Genomic DNA, 20,601 nt, shown 5'->3' with positions numbered 1-20,601 from the left:
GCATGGCGGCAATCTATGCTACACACCGGCGCCTGTGAACGTCCCTACCCGACAAAGATTGCCCGACCGGGCAGGAGGTCCGTCATGCGTGTTCTGGTCGTTGGTTCCGGCGGGCGCGAGCATGCGCTGTGCTGGGCGATCTCGGCATCTCCGCTGGTCGACGCGCTGTACTGCGCACCGGGCAACGCCGGCATCGCCCGCGAGGCGACCTGCGTGCCGATCCCCGTCGATGACCTGGACCGCCTCGTGGCCTTTGCGCGGAACGAACGCATCGATTTCGTCGTGGTGGGTCCGGAAGGCCCGCTAGTCGCCGGGCTGGTCGACCGGCTGGACGTTGCCGGCATCAAGGCGTTCGGTCCGACGGCGGCGGCGGCGGTGCTGGAGGGCTCGAAGGCGTTCACCAAGGATTTCTGCGCCCGCCACAACATCCCGACGGCGGCCTATGGCCGGTTCACCGATGCCGATGCGGCCAAGGCCTACATCCGCCAGCAGGGGGCACCGATCGTGGTCAAGGCCGATGGGCTGGCGGCCGGCAAGGGTGTGATCATCGCCGAGACGCTGGACGATGCCCTGGCTGCCGTCGACGCGATGATGGCCGACAAGGCGTTCGGCGACGCCGGTGCCGAGATCGTGGTCGAGGAGTTCATGGCCGGCGAGGAGGCCAGCTTCTTCGCGCTGGCCGATGGCCAGTCGGTGTTGCCGCTGGCCGGCGCCCAGGACCACAAGCGGGTCGGCGACGGCGACGTTGGTCCGAACACCGGCGGCATGGGTGCCTATTCGCCGGCGCCGGTGGTCGATCAGGCGATGGCGGCGCGGATCATGGCCGAGATCATCGAGCCGACGGTCGCCGGCATGAAGGCGGAGGGCCGTACCTTCAAAGGCGTGCTGTTCGCCGGCCTGATGATCGGTCCAGATGGGCCGAGGCTGATCGAGTACAACGCGCGGTTCGGCGATCCGGAATGCCAGGCGCTGGTGATGCGGCTGAAGAGCGACCTGCTGCCCGCGCTGATCGCGGTGGCCGATGGTCAACTCGCCCATGTCGACCTGCGGTGGGACGACCGGGCCGCCCTGTGCGTGGTGATGGCGGCGGCGGGCTATCCCGGCGACTATCGCAAGGGAACGGAGATTGCCGGGACCGACGCCGCGGAGGCCGAGGGGGCCGTAGTGTTTCACGCAGGTACAGCGCGTGCCGAGGACGGCCGCCTGCTGGCAACCGGCGGGCGGGTTCTGGGCGTTGCGGCACTGGGGGGTGATGCGGCGGAGGCTGGACGCCGGGCCTATGCCGCGGTTGACCGGATCGACTGGCCTAGCGGGTTCTGCCGCCGTGACATCGGCTGGCGCGCGGTCGCGCGCGGCTGAGCGAGCGGCGGTGTGATGACGCTCAATCACGACGCACCTGATCGTGCAACGCGCATCGCTGTCATAAACGACCCTCAGGATGTGGTCGCGTGCGCCGACTGTATTCGGTGCGTCGCTGCGTCAGGGGCGATCTTCCGGTGGTTCCGTCGTCTGATGATCCTGCCGGTGATGGTGGAAGCGGATATCCTGTGGAAGGCGCTGCGTGCGGCAGGGACGATCGACCGGAAGGTTCTTCAGGACTGGGTCAACACGACGAAGATCACCGACAAGCGTATTGTTCCGTTCGTCGGGGCCGCGCTGATCGTGCATCGCCGGGTCGATCTTGATCGACTGTCGGGCGAGCCGGTCTGGTTCTCGAAGCAGGATAGTACCTATGAGAAACTGATCTCTCTTTTGTCTGACAAGACCGTGCCGCAGTCGATCAATGAAGCTTTTCAGATCGTACTAGGCAAGCAATGGATTGAGTCGGTGCTTGCTAAAACGTGCAATTTTGTGGAATCAACGAAACTCCGAACCAATATTTCAAGTCACATCCTAAATTACCGATATAATTTTAACAAATCACATGAAAGGGCCCTGTCGGCTCACTGGACGTTCTCCATTGGGCATATGGTGATTCTTGCATATATAGTAAAATCCATAGAATTTGAAGACACCCCATTTCGCAAAGTGTGTCTTTGGAGAGAGCCTCCAGTTAATCGATTTTTGTTCGATAAATTGTCGGAAATATCCAAAAACATCGAATCAACGGATCGATGGTCAACTTTCTTTGACAATCATTCGAGTGCGAATCTCGAGTATGTAGATGGTCGATTCGTTGATTATTTTGAAATGTGCGGTGTCGTCGCGGACAAGTCAGGACGGCTGGACGGATCCATCTTTGACAAGGTGCCTGACACAGATCCCGAAGTGAGCGCGTTCTTTCGTGCCGGTGGGCTCGATCCATCACGGCCGCTGGTCACACTCCACTGCCGGGAACCGGGCTTCCGCGACGTCGAGGTGAGCACCTTGCGCGACACCGACATCGAGACGTACCTGCCGGCAGTTCATTCCCTGGTCGCGCGAGGATATCAGGTCGTCCGGCTGGGCGATCCGTCGATGAGTGCACTGCCGCCGATCGAGGGGGTTTTCGACTACGCTCATTCGCCGCTTAAGACGCAGGAGCTTGATGTTCTTCTGCCGGGGACGGCGGCGTTTCACATCGGTTCAAGCTCCGGGTTGTCGCTGGTCCCCCTTCTGTTCGGAACGCCTTGCCTGTTCCTGAACTGGTATCCCTTCGACATGCTGCCTTGGGGGCGACGGAACTGGACGGTGCTGAAATCGATCACGGCGCTGGAGGACGGACGGCGGGTCGTCGACCGGCAGGCTTACTCAAAGCTTGGAAAGATCCGCGAACGCCGAATGCTGAACGTGCTGGGGCACGACGTGCACAATCTCCAGCCGGCCGAAGTCAGCGCGGCCGTCGAGGGGTTCCTGGAGACGCTCGACGATCCGGTTCCCGCAGAGGTTCGTTCGATGCGCAATCTGGGCCGTGTGCTGGTGTTCGACGATGATACGGAACTGCGCCCGCTGGCTTGATTCTCTTGCTCCGATTCGCGAGCAGATGCTCCTGATATTCCGGTTGAATCCTTCGCTGCCCGGGCCGTTGAGATGCTTCCCGGCCTTGATCGGATCGGGGGTTCGGCTCTTTGGGGAGTATACCGACTCGGCTCAGGCCAGATTGCTCTGACAACAGCGCACCGACGACTATATACTCGCCCCCGAATCGCGGCCCGCCCGTCGGTACTACAGGGCCGAGCAGAACTGTTCGAATAGTGTCGAGGGGCGACCGATGTCCGTAAATCTGTCCACGAAGCTGTTGGCGCTGGTTGTTTTCATGGCTGCGGCCCTGAGCAGCTTCGCCGGATATGCCATTTTCACGATGGCCACGATCGGCAAGCAGATCGAGCACATAGCGGAAGTCGAAACACCGATTTCCCAGCTCGTGGCCAGCTCGATCGAACACCAGCTTCTGCAGGAAATGGAAATACACATCACGTTGTCCAATGTCGGGCAGGGACGCGGGGCAAAGACCAACGAGCACATCGAAAAATTCAAGGAGTATTCACACAAGGCGGAAGAGGAGCACCAGCAGATCGACGCTCTTCTGAATGCGGTGGTGAATGAAAACGATTCGCGTTCGGCCGAGTACCGCGAACTGCAGGGCCTGATGCGGAAGATAGAGAAAGAGCACGACAGTCTGAACGCTTCCGCGGAGGTTGTGTTCACGCAGCTGAAAGAACTGCTTGCGGCGTCGGGGGGGCGTATCCCTGAGTTGTCGTTCCTCCAAGACAAGATGCAGCGGATCGAGGAAGCGGAACAGCGTTCGAACGCCTACATGCAGGACCTGCTGCAGCGCACCAACGCGTTGACGGCGAAATCGATGCTGATCGTCGAGGAAGCCGAGAAGGCGGCGGTTCAACATCTGATCGTCGGGGCCGTGATTACGGTGATCATATCCTTGCTTGCCGGTATCGCGCTGGCATTGCGGATTCGCCAGCGCCTCAATGCCACCGTTAAGATCGTCGACCGATTTGGTGCCGGCGACCTGTCTGCGACCGTCGAGACCGACGGGGCAACCGACGAGATCGGGCGGGTCTTGAGTTCCGTCGCGACGATGCAGGACAATCTGCGGGACATGCTCGGCACCATTCGCACCGCATCGAATGGCGTGAGCAGCGGAAGCGCCGAGCTTCGCCAGGCTGCCCAGCAGGTTGCCGACGGGGTGAACGACCAGGCGTCCAGTGTGCAGGAAACTTCGGCGGCCATGGAGGAGATGTCCGCGGGCATCCGCCAGAACGCGAAGAACGCCGAGGAGACCGAGAAGGTTTCCGAGCGCATGGCCAGCGAAGCCACCCGCTGCTCCGAGGCGATGGGCCAGACCGCCGCCGCCATGAAGCACATCTCCGACAAGATCCTGGTGGTCGAGGAGATCACCCGGAAGGTCGAACTGTTGGCGTTGAACGCGTCGGTCGAAGCCGCCCGCGCCGGCGAGCATGGCCGCGGGTTCGCGGTGGTCGCCTCCGAAGTCTCCCGTCTGGCCGAGATCAGCAAGCAGGCGGCCAGCGAGATCCAGGACGCATCGGCCGATGGCCGCGAGGCGGCGGAGAACACCAGCCGGCTGCTGAGCGAGCTACTGCCGGAGATCACCCGGACCAAGGACCTCGTGCAGGGAATCACGGCGGCGAGCGAGGAGCAGTCGATCGGAGCCGACGAGATCAATGTCGCGATCCATCGCCTGAACACCGTCATCCAGCAGAATGCCGCCGCCGCCCAACAGATGGCTGCGACGTCGGGTTCGCTGGCGACCCGTGGACGCGAGCTGCAGCAGTCGGTTTCCCGGTTCAAGCTGAACGGGGCGGCCAGCGTGAGCCATGATGACGAGGCTGAGCCGACGCCGCCAAAGCCCAAGTCCGGCAAGTCGACCGAAGGCGCCGGCAAGGACGCCCAGGACAAGATCACGTCGGGCGATTTTGGAAAGTATTGACGTCACGAGTGCTGAGTTCGGCACCTTTCGCCGGCTCATGCATGCCAGGTTCGGGATTGTTCTGCCGGGTGACGCGGAGAACTTTCTACGATCGCGCCTGCTTGGATACATCAATTCTTCTGGTCACCGGTCGATCAATGCGCTGATCCGCGAGGCTGGAACCGAGGGGCGCGACGACCTGCTGATCGAAGTGGTCGAACAGCTGTCGACCAATCACAGCTACTTCTACCGGGAGCCTGCGCATTTTGAGTTCCTGACCTCGACCGTCCTGCCGGAGATCAAGCAACGGGCCGCGCGTTCGGGACGCATGGACCTGCGGATCTGGAGTGCCGCGGCGGCGGCCGGCGAAGAGGCTTACTCCATCGTCATGGCCATGCGCGCGTATTTCGGAAAGCAGTATGACGACCTCGATGCCGGTGTTCTGGCCACCGACATCGCGGTTCGTGCTCTCAGGCGCGGCGCCGCCGGCGAATTCAAGTCTGACGCGTTCCGGTACATGCCCGCAGAATGGCGCACCCGGTTTCTGGAGCCACTGGACGGCGGCCGGTACCGGGTCGTCAAACCGGTGCGCGACGACGTCATGTTCCGCTGGCTGAACCTGGTCGACCCGCTGGACTTCCTGAAGGGCGGGTTTCACGTCATCTTCTGCCGCAACGTCATGATCTATTTCGACGACGATACGCGCCGAAAGCTGATTCGCAACCTGGCGGAGCTGTTGACGCCGGGTGGGTACCTGTTCATCGGTCACACCGACAATCCCGACCACACTCGCGAGTATCTGGATCAGTTGCAGCCGGCCATCTTTCGGAAGCGGGCAGCCCGATGAGCCGATCCTCCGAGATCCTGGTAATCGCCGCGGACCCGCTGCTGCGCAAGGCCGTCACAGAGAAATTGATCCAGCTGTCGGATGCCGGCCGGGTGGAGGCCATTTCGCCGACCCGGGTGGCCCGGGAGCGCCTGGTGGCGAGCGAGATCATCGTTCTGGCGGCATTTCACGACGATCTGGCGGCCCTGGATGCCGGGATCGCCGCGATCGTCTCGGCGAACCGGGCAACCCTTCTGATCGCCGCGGGTTTCCAGGATGAGGGGAGATCGGTTGCCGACAGGCTGAAGATTCCGGCACAGCATGTCGTCGCGATCCCGCGGTTGAACGTTCGCGACGAGCTGGCCCGGGCATCGCGAAGCCTCGAAGCGGCACTCAAGCAGGCGCGCATGCCGGTCTGGCGACCGCCCGAACGGCTGTCCGACAAGCCAGCGGCCCGGCCGCCGGAATCCGAGAAGGCCGGTACGCGGACCCGCGCTGATGAACCGTCCAAGGACTCCGGTACACCGTATCTTGGACCGGTGATCTGCATCGGCGCCTCGACTGGCGGAACCGATGCTCTGCTCTCGGTGCTGTCCGGCATGGCCCGGTATTGCCCGCCGATCGCCATCGTCCAGCACATGCCGGAGGCGTATGTCGATTCCTTTGCCCAGCGCCTGAACCAGTCCTGCTCGATCGACGTGGAACTGGCACGCGACAACATCGCCTTGCGGCCGGGGCTGGCCGTGCTTGGGCCGGGTGGTCGTCAGTTTCGACTGCGCAAGGACGGCAAGGGGATCTGGACCAAGCTTGGCGAGAGCGACCGCATCGGCGGCCACTGTCCCTCAGTGGACGCGCTCATGATGTCCGCGTCCAAGGAACTCGGAAAACGGGCCTTGGGCGTCATCCTGACGGGGATGGGACGGGACGGCGCCGAGGGCCTGCTGGCGATGCGGCGGGCCGGTGCGCGAACCGTGGCCCAGGACGAGGCGACGTCGGTTGTCTACGGCATGCCCAAGGCAGCGTTCGAGGAAGGCGCAGCCGACAGCGTGATGCCGCTGTCGAAGATCGCCGGGTGGCTGTCCGGCCTGACGCTGACCCTGTCGAAGTAGCCGCGCCGGACCACTGGTCGGCTTAGGCGCCGGCGATGGCGATCAGGGTTTCCGGATCGAGCACCAGCAGCGGCTGACCTTCGCCCATGACGGTTGCCCCGGCCAGCACATCGACTGCGTTCAGTGCCGGGTGAAGTTCCTTCATGAAGACTTCCTGGCGGCGCTTGACCCGGGCGACGGCGACTCCGACGCGGCGCTCAGGCGTTCCGATGATGACCACCGGAAACACCGTCTGCTTGGCGGTCTTCTCCGGCGTGTCCCAGCCGAGCATGGTCTCGATCGCGCGCACCGGCAGGAAACCGTCGCGGTGCTGGATACCGGCCAACTCCCCGACCGTCTGGATTGCCTTCTTCTCGACCTCTATGACCTCGACAATGGCGCGTTCCGGAAGACCGAGATCGCGTTCGCCGTCGGAGACCACGACGATGCGCTGCAGCGCCGCTGAGACCGGGAAGTTCAGGTAGAACTTGGTGCCCTCGCCCTCGACGCTGTCGATGTCGATCGAGCCGCCGAGCCGGCGGATCGTCACCAGGACCACGTCCATGCCGACGCCGCGTCCCGATGTCTCGGTAATGGCGGCCGCCGTCGAGAAGCCGGGCGCGAAGATCTGCCGCTGGATCTCCCGGTCCGGCATCCGCATCGCGTCCTGCTCGGACAGCAACCCGCGCTCGATGGCCTTTGCGCGAATGACCGCCGTGTTCAGTCCCCGCCCGTCGTCAGCGATCATGATCCGGGCGACGTTGCCGTTCTGGGTTGCCTTCAGCGTAAGGGTCGCCTTGCTCGGCTTGCCGGTGCGCGCCCGTTCCTCTGGCCGTTCGATGCCGTGGTCCATGGCATTGCGGATCATGTGGACCATCGGTTCCATCAACGCGTCGACCATCGACTTGTCGATCTGGATGTCGCCGTCCTCGATGTCGAGATTGACCTGCTTGCCCAGGCTTCGGGCCAGATCCCTGACCAGCCTCGGCATGCGGCCGAGCACGATGCTGATCGGCACCACCCGCAACTCGAGTGTGACCGAATGCAGCATGCGCAGGGTCGTCTCGGCGCGGGCGATCTGGCTGGCGATCACCTTGCCGGCATTGTCGATCTGCCGGGCGGCCGCGCGCAACCGTTCCGCGGTGCGCGCGCTGGTCTGCGTCGCGGCGGACCGCAATTCGGCGGTCGTGCTTCCGAATCCGGCTTCCGACGCTCCCTGCTCGAGCCGAGACAGGCACAGCCGCAGTTCCGCTACCGAGTCGAGGTAGTTGTCGACCAACTCGGAGGAAACGCGCAGCGAACTGCCGCCGATGTTCTTGGCTGATCCGGACTCTTTCCGCTCGGCCGGCACCTTCGGGTCGGTCGATGCCGAGGGCAGATCGACCTCGGTCGACTCAATGCGCGTTGCCTGCGCGGATGCCTCGGCCTGCGGTGGTCGGCTCGCCGGAGCAACCAGATCCAGCGACACCGCGTCGGCGGCGTTCGATGGCGCCCACTCCGTGATGTCCGGCGTCATTGTCTGCCGCGCCTCCGGATGCCGCTTCGGTTGTTGCACGATCTCCCAGGCATCGTCGGCGACTACCAGATAGCTGCTTTCAGAGTCATCGGTCGACGGCGGCGCCGCAGCCGTCTCCTCGTCGAGCTCGCTTTGCGCCAGAACCGCCCAGGACTTCAACGCGGTTGCCGCGCCGCGCATGGCCTTCAACTCGGAGACAAGGCGTTCGGGCGGGCCGGCAATGCCGATCAGGAACTGGTAGAGGTCCGGATCGACCTCGACCAGCACGCGGTTGGAGATCACGTTCTCTTCATTCAACCGGTTCATCAGGGCATGGGCGTCCGGATTGCCGTCCGCCAGCACCGCCTGGACCTCCAGCAAACGGGCGCCCGGGCCTTTCAGGAAGTCCGCGATCTTGTTGCGTGCATCCGGGGACAGGCTGTTGAAGATCTCGTCACCCAGCGACTGCCGAAGCTCCGCGACCGCGGCTTCGGCGTTGGTCAGCAGCAGTGCCATCTGGTCGCGCAGCCGATCGTAGTCCGCTTGCCGGACATCGAGCGACGACACGTCGAGACCCTCGATGCCGATCACCTGGCTTTCCTTGCGGATCTCCTCGACGACGGCCAGCGCGCCCGGGCGCTCCCGCCAATCGTCAAGCGCGGTCAACTCGCTGGTCAGCCGGGCGAGCGCCGAGAGCCGGTGAACACCCAGTGCACGGGCCAGGATACCGACGAGTTCCCAATCCTTGGATTGCCCGCCATTGACCCCCAGGCGGTCGATGACGTCGCGGGCTTCCTTGGAGATGTGCGGCGACATCGAGTCATCCACGTTCTCCATGGACAACCCGGAATCCGCCAACTCGGACAACACTCTCAGTCGGTGCACGAAGATGCAGAGCCCGCGGGTCAGCGCCGTCTTGTCGAGGGTTTCGGAGTCCTGCAGGGCACCTAGAATGCCGTTCAGGACGTCGGCAATGCCGAGATAGCCGGCGTCGTTGGCCGCTTCGCGGATCGGAAGCACCGAGCCGATGATCTCCTGCGAATCCAACGCTGCGAACGCTGGATTCTCCAATGCCTCCGCCAGATGGCCGAGTTCGGCCGAGACGACCGCAGCAAAGGGTCCGACGGTCTCGTCCTGAAACTCACTTTCCGACGGATCGGCAGGGGCCTTGGAGACCTGCAGGGCCGTTGGCTTCTGCCCTGTCGGTTGCTGCTGCGGTTCCGGCGCCCTGGACACCGGGGGCGTCGCCGAGGCGGCCAGTTTCGGGGATGAGCCTTGGGGCTGGTTCTGCGTCGCGCCGGCATTGGCCGTTCGCTCGGGCGTGGCCGGTTTGGCTGCGGGTGCCGGGGCACCGCCACCCTTCAGCCGGGTCTTCGCCGCCTTGAGATCCGCCACCAGGGTGGCGTCGCCGGCGATATCGGAGCGGCTTTCCAGACACGCCTCGCGCAGGGACACCAGAGAGTCTGCCGCATACAGCAGCAGTTCACGGGCAGCCTCGTCCGGCTGGGCTTCGCCGTTCCGGAACATGTCCAGAAGGTCTTCACCGTAATGGGTGATCGTCTCCAGGCCGGTCAGGCCCAGGGACGCGGAAACCCCCTTCAGCGAATGGAACGCCCGAAACAGCGTTCCCATCGCCTCGGGATCGGCCAGTTCCTCGGCCGACCCCGACAGCGATTCCTCGATCTGGGCCAGATAGCTTTCGCTTTCCTGCTCGAAGAGGTCCCACAGGCTTTCGGCGGCGTCGAGATCGTCCATACGTTCAGGCCCTCTGGCCGTCAGGTCGAATGAAGTCGGGAACCTGGGCGGCGATCAGGCCCTTCAGATCGATGACCTCATGAAACGCGCCCTTGTGGGAGATCACCCTCTCCTGCGCGTCGTCCCCGACCGGCCGGGGCGGACTCTCGTTGGAGACAATGCCCAGGACGCGCTCGGTCGCGACGGCCCATTTGTGGTCGTAGAAATTGACGATGATGTAGATGGACTGGCTCTCGAACCCGCCTTCGGACAGCCGGAGCACCGGCAGCACGTTGCCGCTGACCTCGATGACCGAATCGATGCGCACTCCTGGCCGCCGCGGCAGCAGCGCTACCCTGATGTCGTCGATCGCCCGTTCAACCAGCGTCGAATCGACAGCAAAGTACCGGTCGCCCACCGTCAATGCCATGTAGGTCGGACGGGCCTCGTCGATGGCGTCCGCCCGTTCGGCGAGTGGCCTGGACGAGCGCTGGTCGGACAGCAGCGGCAGCGCTGGCTGCGCGTTGAACCACCGGTCGGTGTCGACCGCCTGCACCAGCCGGCCCTCCTCGTCCAGATAGGCGTATTGTGGCCGATCGTTGGACATCAGGCCCTTCATCGGGCGTTCCGGGCCGAACTGCCGGATGCCCAGGATCCGTTCGACGGCCAATCCGACGATTGCGTGGCCGCTCTGGAGAACAATGCAGATGGGCAGATCCGAGTCAGAGCTGTCGGCCGGCACCTGGCCGACCGCCACCAACGGAATCGGCTCTTCGCGGAGGACCATGACGCCGATGTAGTCGCCGGCTTCGCCCTCGATCGATTCCCGGGTGCCGATCTCGACGACCTCGCGCACCTTCGACAGGCGGACCCCGTAACGGCGACCTCCCGAAAGGAACAGAAGAACCGGGACCTTCTGCCCCTCGACAGGGCTTTCCATGGGGCTCACGAGGCAACCTCTCGCAACCGGGTCGTGTCAGTGTTCAGGAGTCGGCGGATCGTGTTGACCAACAGGTCGCCACCGGACGCATCGACATTGCTGCTGACCGAGCCTGACGGTTTGCCGATAACCGCGTCGGCACCGACAAGGCGTGCCTCCACCGCCTTCGGCGAAGCCGGATGGGTCAGGGACGACAGCACCACCACCTTCGCGGCACACAGGATACGCAGGCGGCGCAGGCACTCGATGCCATTCATTACCGGCATTTCAATGTCCAACGTAACCACATCCGGATTGAGTTCCCGGGCCATGTCTACGCCTTCCCGGCCGTTCTCGGCCTCGCCGACGACCTCGAATCCGCTCGCTCGCTGAAGGATGTTCTTGACGGTCAAACGAACAAGCCGCGAGTCATCGACAATCAGGATCTTAGGCATTCACCGACCATTCGCCTGCGGATGGATCACGGACACGCCATGCGGCGCTTTTCGATTTCCTAATCGTAACAGCATTCCCTACCATAGTTGTCGCGATTCTCCATGGTTTGAAAGGATTATGGAGGGTGCCCGCAGACATCAAAGCAGCAAGCCGGTGTGTGCGAACTGGAGTACAGTGCAACAGTTCAACCGGGCCTGAAACGGTACAACGTTCGTGGCATCAGCGAAGGCGGAAAATGGCAGAACGTGTCAGTACAGCAGATCGTCAGGGCAGTCCGGCGTCACCGCTGATGGCTTGGCATTTTGTCGACGAGGCGCTCCGGGACGGTCGCGATGTCCCGCCCGACGGCGAAGTGTTGGTTTATGACGACGAAGTTGCGGTCTGCGCCTCCGGCCTGCACGCATCCGAACGTTTGCTTGATGCGCTCAAATACGCGCCGGGCAACACCATTTGCCGAGTGGTTTGCGAGGATATCGTCAGCCGCCAGGATGACAAACTAGTCTGCCGCAGCCGCACGATTCAGTGGCGACTCGACGGTGAGGAACTGTTGCGGGACTTCGCCCGCAGGGTTGCCCTGGATGTTGCCGACATCTGGGACATTCCCGAGGTCGTCCGGAAGTATCTTGAGACCGGAGACGAGAACTTCCGGGTTCCGGCACGGGCGGCCGCGCGCGAGGCGTCGAGGGCTCACGCCGCCCGGAACGACGTCGAAGGTGCCGTTGCCGGCGAAGCCGCGAGGGCGGCTGCCGCCAGGACCCATGCCGCTCGCGCAACCGGCCTGGCGGCGGCTTGGGCGGCGACCAAGGCGACGGTCAGCGACGATGCTTGGGACCGGTATAATACTCTGCTCGAGACGATGGTCGAGGAAGCGCGCCAGCAGGATGACGGTGACCTCGATGAATGGGCGGACCTGGGCGACTAGCTCGGTTGCGCTACGAGGCCCAGTGACCGGCGGTTCCGCGGCTCGACCGGCTTAGCCGAAGAAGCCGCACCGGCGCAGCTGCTCGTGGAACTGGCGCAGGCTCCGCGCTTTTTGCTCCGCATCGGGGATCTGCGAGACGAACTCCGCCTCGAAGTTCGGCCGCTTCAGGTGCTTCACGATGATGTCGCGGGCCAGCGCCGACGCCCGGCCGCTCGGCAGCATGTCCGGTTGCACCATGCTGAGGAGCATGTTGGCGCGGATGTGCAGCGGGCGTTCCGGGTTGTTCACCTTGTCGAGGATCTTGCCGTCGACGATGTAGGAAGCGAGCAGATCGTCCAGATGCTTGGTCAGCCGCTCCTTGCGGTCATCAGGAAGTCGTGACTTCTCGACCCGGTAATAGATCGAGGTCAGCTTCTGCATCTTCTTGTTCGGCGGCAGCTTGTCCCTGACCAGATGATTGACCGATGGTGGCTTGACCAGGATGGCGTCCAGGTGGTCGTCGATGTCGGCGCGCAGCACCTCCTGGCCGATCTCACACTCCAGCAGCGCCAAAAGGTAGCCGGTCTTGCGGCCGGGGTCGTTGAGGGAGGGCAGCATCGATGCCGCCGCTTCCTTCATGCCCTTGTTGCCGCCCTTGTTGATCAGTGTCGACTGGCGAGCCGTGACGGCTTCGGCCATCGCCGCCCCGCCGATCATCTCGATGTCCGGGATCAGCTTGTTCAGCAGGCCGAAAAACACTTCGCGCTCTTCCTCGCGGTCGCCGCGCGACAGCGGATTCAAGCCCTCCAACTGCCGTTTGATCCGGTCGAACAGAACGGTCTGGGTATCCGGCAGCCGGCCTTCTGCGATCAGTTGATTGAGCTGCATGCCGACGAACTTGGGGTGTTCGGGGCTCAGGCCCTCGGGGAGCTCCTCGGTCAGGGGCTCGCCGTTGGCGAAGCAGATCATGGTGACCAGCGCACTGCCCAGATCGCGCTGGTCGCCAAGCAGATCGCGTATCACGTCGGCGTTCCACAGGACGTCGGAAATGAAGAAGTCGAGCAGGACGAACGCCTGATCCGATTCGACCGCCGAAGACCATTCGAGGAGTTGCACCAGCTTGCCGAAATAGCTGCGGGTATCGAGCAACTCGGTCGAGATGGCGACCCGCATCAGATAGTCCGCGTCACCTGCCGCGGCGGAACCGGTGATCCGTTCCAGAACATCGTTGAACCCGGCGTCCCGGATCCTGGGCAGCTTCTGGTCCGCGGCGGTCCGGGCTTTCGCGTTGATCTCGTTGACGTACTCGAACAGCATGTCGCGCCGCTGATTGGTCGTCGCGCCTTCCTGTTTCTTCGCCTGTATGGTCGCGACCTTGCCGGTTGCCGAGGAGATCAGCGTGCCTTCATCCAGCAGGCGCTTGATCTCCTTTGCCGAATGCATCAGTTCGCCGGCGGTGATGTTGTTCTTGTCGAGATAGGCCCGGAACAGCTGATTGATCGTCATGCGGGCCGGACGCTCGAACAGGTCCGCCGCGCTGGAGCACATCGGCGCATCCAGGATGTGCTGCACGAAGATCTTGTCTTCGTTCTTGATCCGCAGCTTCTCGAACAGGATGTCTTCCGGTCCGAGTTGGGCGATCGATTTCCGTGATTCCTGTATGACGCGAACGCCCTGGGTGTTGGGGCGGTTCAGCATCTTGGCGGCCTCGGCCTTCGCCGATTCCAGTGATGTCGTGGTTGCTTCTATCGACCACGACCCCCCACGCATCGTGAGGATCTCGAATGTCTTGTTGCCGGACACTTCTATCCCCGTCGTCAGCAGCCGCACCGGAACGGTCATGTTCCAAGCAATGGTTACGACTGACAGCCTCTCCCAACTAGCAACAGAATAGCTTAAATCCGCTCCAACAAGCTAGGCAAGGCATTTGCCGACGCCGCAACCCCCGATGGAGCGCCAATTCATGGAGGTGGATGTCAAGGCGCTGCCGATCCCCGGTGCTTGCTCCGTCTGACGAGAAGGGTTACCGGATGGCGCGGCAGGGCGGTGATGGTTCGTGGCGAGACAACTGTGGTGCGATGCGGCGCCCATGTGTGTCCGGTTGCCCGACAGGGTTTTGCTCATGGCTGGAACGATCGCCTCCTGTCGCGACCGGTTGATGCCGACTTATTGGAACGCGAATGAACAACGTCGTGCGTAAGGAAGGACGGCCAGCACAAAGATCTCTCCTGATTGATCCCGTGTCGTGCGGTGATCTTGCCGACCTCATTCTTGCGATCGATGATCCGGATGAGGTGTTCTCGTGGTTTCGGCGATCGAGGGTGCTTTCGGAGTCCGATATTGGGGGAAAGGCCCTCCGAAAGGTGCTCTATGCCGCCGGACAGGTTGGCGTTGGCCAACTGCGGAAGTATGCGGAATCCGCCCATAGCCGCGATTACAAGATCAGACCGTTCGTGGCTTCGGTATTATTGGTAAACGGTCAGGTAAATTTATCAAACATCAACAAAAGCCCGATTCATTTCGAGAACTGCCAGGATAATTTTGAGATTTCTTTGGCGATTTTGTCCGAGAAAATTGTACCAAGCGAGGTCATGGATGCGTTTGATATCGTAAGATTTAAGAGTAATATTATTGAAATTTTATCATCAGCGGGATTTTTTAAATTTAGAGATGAAATTTCGATTGGAAAATCCAAGTTTATTAGAAGAATAAGAAGAAATTTATACGGTGATGAAACTCGTGGATTTACGGATCAGTGGACGTTCGCGATCGGACATCTAGTGGTTCTCATGTATGTTTTAAAAGGTCAGTCCGCGGGCCTGATGGAATTTCGCAACGCTGAGATCTGGCAGGGAGGTGTTGCCAATCGGTTTCTCTGGCAATGCCTTTCGGATCTGTCGGAGAATTTCAAGATTGTTCCGAAGGGATCGGTGTTTGCCGACCATCATCACAGCGCGCATCACGAGTGGGTGGACGGCCGCTTCGTCGACTATTTTGAAGCCTGCGGCATCGTGGCCGACCGATCCGGGGACGCCGGCGGTGCAATCCTGGAGAAACCGTCGCGGCGGGATCCGGCGCTGCGGCATTTCTTCGACGCAAGCGGCATCAGCCCTGACGCCCGAATCGTAACCCTGCATTGCCGGGAGAGCGGGTTTCGAGCGGTAGGCGCTTCCAGCCTGCGCGATGTCGATGTGAGGGCGTACCTAAACACGCTGGCAACGCTGGTGGAGCAAGGCTACCAGGTCGTCCGTCTTGGGGACCCGTCGATGACGCCCCTGCCATCGATGGCCGGTGTCTTCGACTATGCGGTGTCCGAGTTGAAATCCGAGGCGCTGGACATCCTGCTGCCGGGGACCGCCCGCTTCCATATCGGCTCGAGCTCGGGACTGTCGTTGGTGCCGCTTCTGTACGGGACCCCAAGCCTGTTTCTGAACTGGCACCCGTTCGACCTGCTGCCCTGGGGGCGCCGCAATTGGACGGTCGTGAAGCCGATCCATTCAAGCGACGATGGACGGATGGTCGTCGAGCATCGCGCCTACAGTTCGCTTGGACGGATTCGCGAACGGAACCTGCTCAACACCTTCGGGTATGACATTCGCGATCTGAGCGCTGCCGAGGTCGAGCAGGCGGTGAGCGGTTTCATGCAATCCCTGGAGGCCGACCTGCCTGAACCGCCCAAGGTCGGTTTGAATCGCGGGCGTGTATTGGTCATCAACGACCAGGGTGGCTTTCAGGATCTGGTGTAGCGCCGCTGTCTACAGCAGCGCTTTCTTCAGCGCGCCCCAATCCCAGCCGACGACGGTCGAGCGGTGCAGGCCATCCGGCAGCTGGGTGTGCGCGGTCGAGCCGGCAAGCAACACGCCGGCAATCCGGAGATTGGCGTGTTTGGCGTATCGGATCTCCTCCACCACGTTGCGGCTGGTGGACGCCATCGGCGTGATCAGCACCAGCGCAATCTGGGCCTTGCGCATCGTCTCGACCATCACCGTCTCGAGATGCATCGGATCAAGATCGTGTCGCCTCGATGCACCGGTGACTTGCAGCAGCCAGTTTTGGGCCGACAGCTCACGCAGGAATTCCCTGGCGACCAGCCGCCCGCGCTGCAGATCGAAGATCAGATGCATGCGGCGATTGGTGGTCTGCGCGGCGTCGGTCATGAAAACTTCACTGCTCGGTAAGATCACGTTAGGACTTTTGGTCGAGCGTGGCCTCCAAGGTCAAGGCCTGTGGGTGGGGGATGCATGACTAAGGAAACCGAGGCCGTCGTCATCCGGCTGGATGACGCGCGATCCAGAGCGTTTGCTTCGTTGGAGGCTTTCCTTGCCACGGTCGATCAGGCGACTGCTTACGCCTTTCAGCCGATCGTCCACTTCGACACCGGCATCGCTCACGGTTACGAGGCTCTGCTGCGCGGCGTCGACCGGCTCGGGCTCTCGCCGATCGGCGCGCTGTTCGATCTTGCCCATCATCGCGGATGGCTGGGGCCCCTGGAGCGGCTGCTGCAGAACAAGGCGATCGACGCGTTTGCGGCACTTCCGGGCGACACTGCCCGCCTGTTCCTGAACGTCGATGCCCGACGGGTCGCCGCTGCCGAGGGTGTGGCCGAGGAGATCGCCGAGCGGCTCGACGCTGCGGGTATCGATCGCGACCGCTTCTGTCTGGAGATTCCCGAAACCCAGGACCTGGCCACGGGTGACGGGGCGCTCGGAGTGTTCCGACGCCTGAAGGAGGCCGGCTGTCACCTCGCGCTCGACGATTTCGGCCAAGGCTATTCCCGGCTTCGGCTGCTGCACGAGCATCAGCCCGACTATGTGAAGATCGACCGGTACTTCATTTCCGGCATCTCGGCGGAACCGAAGAAGCGGCTGTTCCTGTCGCGCATTGTCGATGTGATGCAGGTTCTCGGGATCCGGATGATTGCGGAAGGGGTGGAGACCGAGGCTGAATTCCGAACATGCAAGGATCTGGGCTTTGACCTTGCCCAGGGGTTCCTGATCCAGCACCCGACGATCGACCGGACGACGCTGCGCTCGGTCTATCCGATCGTCGAGCGCATCAACCATCAAGAGCGCCGCAACCGATCAGGCGATGTCGGCCTGGTACGAGAGCAGATCGAGACGCTTCCGCCCCTGTTGGCCGAGCTCGACATGGTCGAGGTGTTCGAGGCGTTCCGACGCCACGGGGAACTCACGCTGTTTCCGGTCATCGATCGGGATGGCGTGCCGATCGGGGTGATTCGCGACGTCGACCTGAAGACCTATGTCTACTCGCCGTTCGGGCGCGATCTGATGGCGAACAAGACCTACGGCAAGCGTCTGCGCGATCTGGTTCTGCCCTGCCCGGTGGCCGCGATCGAAACGCCGATCGAGAAGATCCTGGAGGTGTTTGCCCACCGTACGGATTCACCAGGCATCCTGATGGTCGAACACGGACGATACGCCGGGTTCATGAGCTCGATCGCGATCCTGCGGGCAGTCCACGAGAAGAACCTGGCGGCGGCCCGCGACCAGAACCCGCTGACCCGGCTGCCGGGCAATCTGTCGATTGGCGACTGGGTTTCCGGTGCGCTGGCCGATACCTCGACGACGCGAATCCTGGCGTATTTCGACTTCGACAACTTCAAACCGTTCAATGACGCCTATGGCTTCCGACAGGGTGACCGGGCCATCCAGCTGTTCGCCGAGCTGATGCAGAAGGCGTTTGCCGGTGACGGAGCGTTTCTTGGCCATATCGGAGGGGATGACTTCTTTGCGGGCTTCACCGGCGACGATCCGGTTGCGACGACCGCTCGGGTGCGGGACGTGCTGGGGCAGTTCCAGCATGAGGTTGAAAGCTTCTACGAACCGGAAGCCCGCTGCCTCGGCTATCTGGAAGCTGCGGCGCGCGACGGCCTGGTTCGCCGTTTCGAGTTGCTGACCTGCAGTGCCGGCATGCTGGTCCTGCCGGCCGGTCGTGACCCGGTGCCGGCCGACCGCGTGATGGCCGAGATCGCGCGCCTCAAGAAGCAGGCAAAAGGCAACGACCGGCGGTTGGCGACGTCGGAACTGACTTGAGCAGGCCGGTCAGCGGCGGGTGGCAAAGAACGCCTTGAGCAGGCCGGCCGCCGCGCGCTCTTCGACTCCGCCGACGATTTCAGGTCGATGGTGGCAGGTCGCCTGTTCGAACACCCGCGCTCCATGCTCCACGCCGCCGCCCTTCGGATCGTACGCGCCGAACACCAGCCGACGGAGGCGTGCGTGCGCGATTGCCTGGGCGCACATCGCGCACGGTTCGAGCGTGACGTAGAGATCGCAATCGACCAGACGAGGTGCGCCCAGAACCCGGGCTGCGGCCCGGATCACCAGCATCTCGGCGTGCGCGGTCGGGTCGACGTCGGTCTCGACGCGGTTGCCGGATTCGGCGAGGATTCGTCCGCTCGGAGCGTGCACCAAGATAGCGCCGACCGGCACTTCCCCGCCGCGTGCCGCTGATTCCGCCTGCGCCAGAGCGCGTGCCATGTAGCCGTCACCCACCATGGCGCGGGCATACCCGTTCGAGACTCGATTGTCACGCCGGGCGCGGCGCGCTACACCGGCGGCCCATGTCAACGAAAACGCCCCGCCACCCGCCGACCGATCTCGCCCCGCTGTTCGAGGAGAGCCGCGGCTCCGAACGCATTTCCAAGCGTCTGGCGCGGGCCGGCCTGTGCTCGCGCCGAGACGCCGAGCGCTGGATCGCGGAGGGCCGGGTGAAGGTCGACGGCGTGATGCTGACCTCGCCGGCGGTCAACGTCGATGACGACAGCGTCATCCTGGTCGACGAAAAGCCTTTGCCGGAGATCGAGCCGCCGCGTCTGTGGCGCTACCACAAGCCCGATGGCCTGGTGACGAGCAACCGCGATCCGGAAGGCCGGCCGACGGTGTTCGACAGGTTGCCCAAGGACCTGCCGAGGGTGGTGACGGTCGGTCGGCTGGACATCGACTCCGAGGGCCTGCTGCTGCTGACCAACGATGGTGGCCTGGCGCGGTACCTGGAACTGCCGTCGACCGGCTGGGTGCGGCGCTACCGGGTGCGGGTGTTCGGCCCGCTGGACGAGGCCAAGCTCGCGAGCCTGAAGAAGGGCGTGCGGATCGAGGGGGTCGAGTATGGCCCGATCGAGGTGACGATCGACAAGGCTACGCGCACCAACTCCTGGCTGACCGTGGCATTGCGCGAAGGCAAGAACCGCGAGATCCGCCGGGTGATGGAGCACGTCGGGCTGACGGTCAGCCGTTTGATCCGTACCACCTACGGCCCGTTCCAGTTGGGCGACGTGCCACCGGGCGGGGTCGAGGAAATCAAGCGGCGGGTTCTGAAGGACCAACTCGGTCTCGCCAAGGGCGACGACAGCGGCCACGCCAAGGCCAAGCCGGAACGGACCGGCACCCAGCCGCCGGGCCGCCGGCCGGGCACCCTGCGGCTCAAGTCGAAGCCGGCGGACATCGACGTTGAGAACCAGCGTCCGGCGTCCGGTGCACGACCCCAGCGCACGCGCGCCGATGTCGTCAAGTCGGCCCCACGGTCGGCGGCGGTTGAGAAGGTGTCGCTCAAGTCCGGGGCGGCAAAGCCCGCCGGATCGAAGTCTGCTGCGACGAAGTCAGGTGTTTCGAAGACAGGCTGGGCCAAGCCGGATGCGGCCAAGGCGGGCAAAGCCAGGCCGGGCGGTTCGCGCTTTGGCGCCGCCAAGCCGGATCGTAGCGACCCGGAGGGAACCGGAACGGACAGGGGGAAGTCGGGTGCGGATCGTCGCCGGAAAGCACCGCGGAGCTAGACTGGTCGCGCCCGACGGCCTGGAGATCCGGCCGACGTCGGAGCGGGCGCGTGAGGCGTTGTTCTCGATCCTCGACGGCGGTCGGTTTCCGCTGACCCTGCGTGGCGCGCGGGTGCTCGACCTGTTTTCAGGTACCGGGGCGCTCGGCCTGGAAGCCCTCTCACGCGGCGCCGCCCAGGTGGTGTTCGTGGAAAGCGGGATTGCGGCATTAGCCGCGCTGCGCGCCAACATTACCACCCTTCGCGCGGCCGGAATGGCCCAGGTCCGCGAGGCCGACGCTACCCGGTTTGTGGAGCGGACGCCGCAACCGGTCGATCTCGTCCTTATGGACCCGCCCTACGGATCCGGCCTGTGGGTCGAAGCACTTGACACGGTCGGCCGCGGCGGCTGGGTCGGCGCGGATACCGTGATCGCGGTCGAAGTCGGCAAGAAGGAAGCCGTATCGGCGCCGGCAGGCTACACCCTGGCCGACGACCGGCGGTATGGCGCCGCGCGCCTGATCCTGTTGCAGCGCGAGGCAGCCGAGTAG

The 20,601-nt window shown here is 63.4% G+C and carries 16 protein-coding genes; 10 read left to right on the top strand and 6 right to left on the bottom strand.

The genetic code is table 11. The annotated features are described in order from the left end of the window. Positions 1–84: 84 nt before the first annotated feature. The 5 genes from purD (at position 85) to RIC54_RS15325 (ending at position 6,799) form a co-directional block, all read left to right on the top strand. Complete coding sequence (gene purD / locus RIC54_RS15345; protein WP_350098453.1) at positions 85–1,359, top strand: phosphoribosylamine--glycine ligase; 1,275 nt, start codon at positions 85–87, stop codon at positions 1,357–1,359. A gap of 15 nt (positions 1,360–1,374) precedes the next feature. Then, entirely contained in the window at positions 1,375–2,937 is a 1,563-nt protein-coding gene (locus tag RIC54_RS15340) for a TIGR04372 family glycosyltransferase (RefSeq protein WP_350098452.1), read from the top strand. Positions 2,938–3,190: 253 nt separating this feature from the next. After that, positions 3,191–4,885: a methyl-accepting chemotaxis protein gene (locus tag RIC54_RS15335; protein ID WP_350098451.1), complete on the top strand. Its 1,695-nt coding sequence runs from the start codon at positions 3,191–3,193 to the stop codon at positions 4,883–4,885. Between the two features lie 37 nt (positions 4,886–4,922). Continuing rightward, positions 4,923–5,711 (top strand): CheR family methyltransferase, encoded by a 789-nt coding sequence (locus tag RIC54_RS15330; protein ID WP_350098450.1) that lies wholly within the window; start codon positions 4,923–4,925, stop codon positions 5,709–5,711. Continuing rightward, positions 5,708–6,799, top strand: coding sequence for a CheB methylesterase domain-containing protein (locus RIC54_RS15325; RefSeq protein WP_350098449.1), 1,092 nt, complete (start codon positions 5,708–5,710; stop codon positions 6,797–6,799). The genes RIC54_RS15330 and RIC54_RS15325 overlap by 4 nt, the downstream gene beginning before the upstream one ends. A 22-nt stretch (positions 6,800–6,821) precedes the next feature. Here RIC54_RS15325 and RIC54_RS15320 read toward each other — a convergent pair whose 3' ends face one another. From RIC54_RS15320 to RIC54_RS15310, 3 genes are read right to left on the bottom strand one after another with little or no spacing between them, the layout of a single operon-like run. Further along, positions 6,822–10,028, bottom strand: coding sequence for a chemotaxis protein CheA (locus RIC54_RS15320; RefSeq protein WP_350098448.1), 3,207 nt, complete (start codon positions 10,026–10,028; stop codon positions 6,822–6,824). Positions 10,029–10,032: 4 nt separating this feature from the next. Then, entirely contained in the window at positions 10,033–10,947 is a 915-nt protein-coding gene (locus RIC54_RS15315; protein WP_350098447.1) for a chemotaxis protein CheW, read from the bottom strand. A 5-nt stretch (positions 10,948–10,952) separates the two neighbouring features. Then, complete coding sequence (locus RIC54_RS15310; protein ID WP_350098446.1) at positions 10,953–11,381, bottom strand: response regulator; 429 nt, start codon at positions 11,379–11,381, stop codon at positions 10,953–10,955. 290 nt (positions 11,382–11,671) lie between these two features. Here RIC54_RS15310 and RIC54_RS15305 point away from each other — a divergent pair, with 290 nt between their 5' ends. After that, complete coding sequence (locus RIC54_RS15305; protein ID WP_350151160.1) at positions 11,672–12,304, top strand: DUF7666 domain-containing protein; 633 nt, start codon at positions 11,672–11,674, stop codon at positions 12,302–12,304. Between the two features lie 51 nt (positions 12,305–12,355). On the opposite strand, the gene RIC54_RS15300 is transcribed toward RIC54_RS15305, so the two are convergent. Then, entirely contained in the window at positions 12,356–14,125 is a 1,770-nt protein-coding gene (locus RIC54_RS15300) for a hypothetical protein (RefSeq protein WP_350098444.1), read from the bottom strand. Positions 14,126–14,463: 338 nt separating this feature from the next. Here RIC54_RS15300 and RIC54_RS15295 point away from each other — a divergent pair, with 338 nt between their 5' ends. After that, positions 14,464–16,029, top strand: coding sequence for a TIGR04372 family glycosyltransferase (locus RIC54_RS15295; RefSeq protein WP_350098443.1), 1,566 nt, complete (start codon positions 14,464–14,466; stop codon positions 16,027–16,029). Between the two features lie 9 nt (positions 16,030–16,038). On the opposite strand, the gene RIC54_RS15290 is transcribed toward RIC54_RS15295, so the two are convergent. Continuing rightward, positions 16,039–16,440: a hypothetical protein gene (locus tag RIC54_RS15290; protein ID WP_350098442.1), complete on the bottom strand. Its 402-nt coding sequence runs from the start codon at positions 16,438–16,440 to the stop codon at positions 16,039–16,041. A gap of 84 nt (positions 16,441–16,524) precedes the next feature. Here RIC54_RS15290 and RIC54_RS15285 point away from each other — a divergent pair, with 84 nt between their 5' ends. Then, positions 16,525–18,336, top strand: a complete 1,812-nt coding sequence (locus RIC54_RS15285) for an EAL domain-containing protein (protein ID WP_350098441.1) — start codon at positions 16,525–16,527, stop codon at positions 18,334–18,336. Between the two features lie 9 nt (positions 18,337–18,345). Here the strand turns inward: RIC54_RS15285 and RIC54_RS15280 are convergent, their stop codons facing one another. Next, complete coding sequence (locus RIC54_RS15280) at positions 18,346–18,780, bottom strand: nucleoside deaminase (protein ID WP_350098440.1); 435 nt, start codon at positions 18,778–18,780, stop codon at positions 18,346–18,348. An 83-nt stretch (positions 18,781–18,863) separates the two neighbouring features. Here RIC54_RS15280 and RIC54_RS15275 point away from each other — a divergent pair, with 83 nt between their 5' ends. Both RIC54_RS15275 and rsmD read left to right on the top strand, forming a co-directional pair. Next, positions 18,864–20,072: a pseudouridine synthase gene (locus tag RIC54_RS15275; protein WP_350098439.1), complete on the top strand. Its 1,209-nt coding sequence runs from the start codon at positions 18,864–18,866 to the stop codon at positions 20,070–20,072. After that, entirely contained in the window at positions 20,038–20,601 is a 564-nt protein-coding gene (gene rsmD, locus RIC54_RS15270; protein ID WP_350098438.1) for a 16S rRNA (guanine(966)-N(2))-methyltransferase RsmD, read from the top strand. Before RIC54_RS15275 ends, rsmD begins: the two co-directional genes overlap by 35 nt.

This window comes from Thalassobaculum sp., from assembly GCF_040219215.1.
Lineage (GTDB): Bacteria > Pseudomonadota > Alphaproteobacteria > Thalassobaculales > Thalassobaculaceae > Thalassobaculum_A.
The sequence above is the reverse complement of the archived record's forward strand: the minus strand, read 5'-3'. Positions and strand labels throughout refer to the sequence as shown.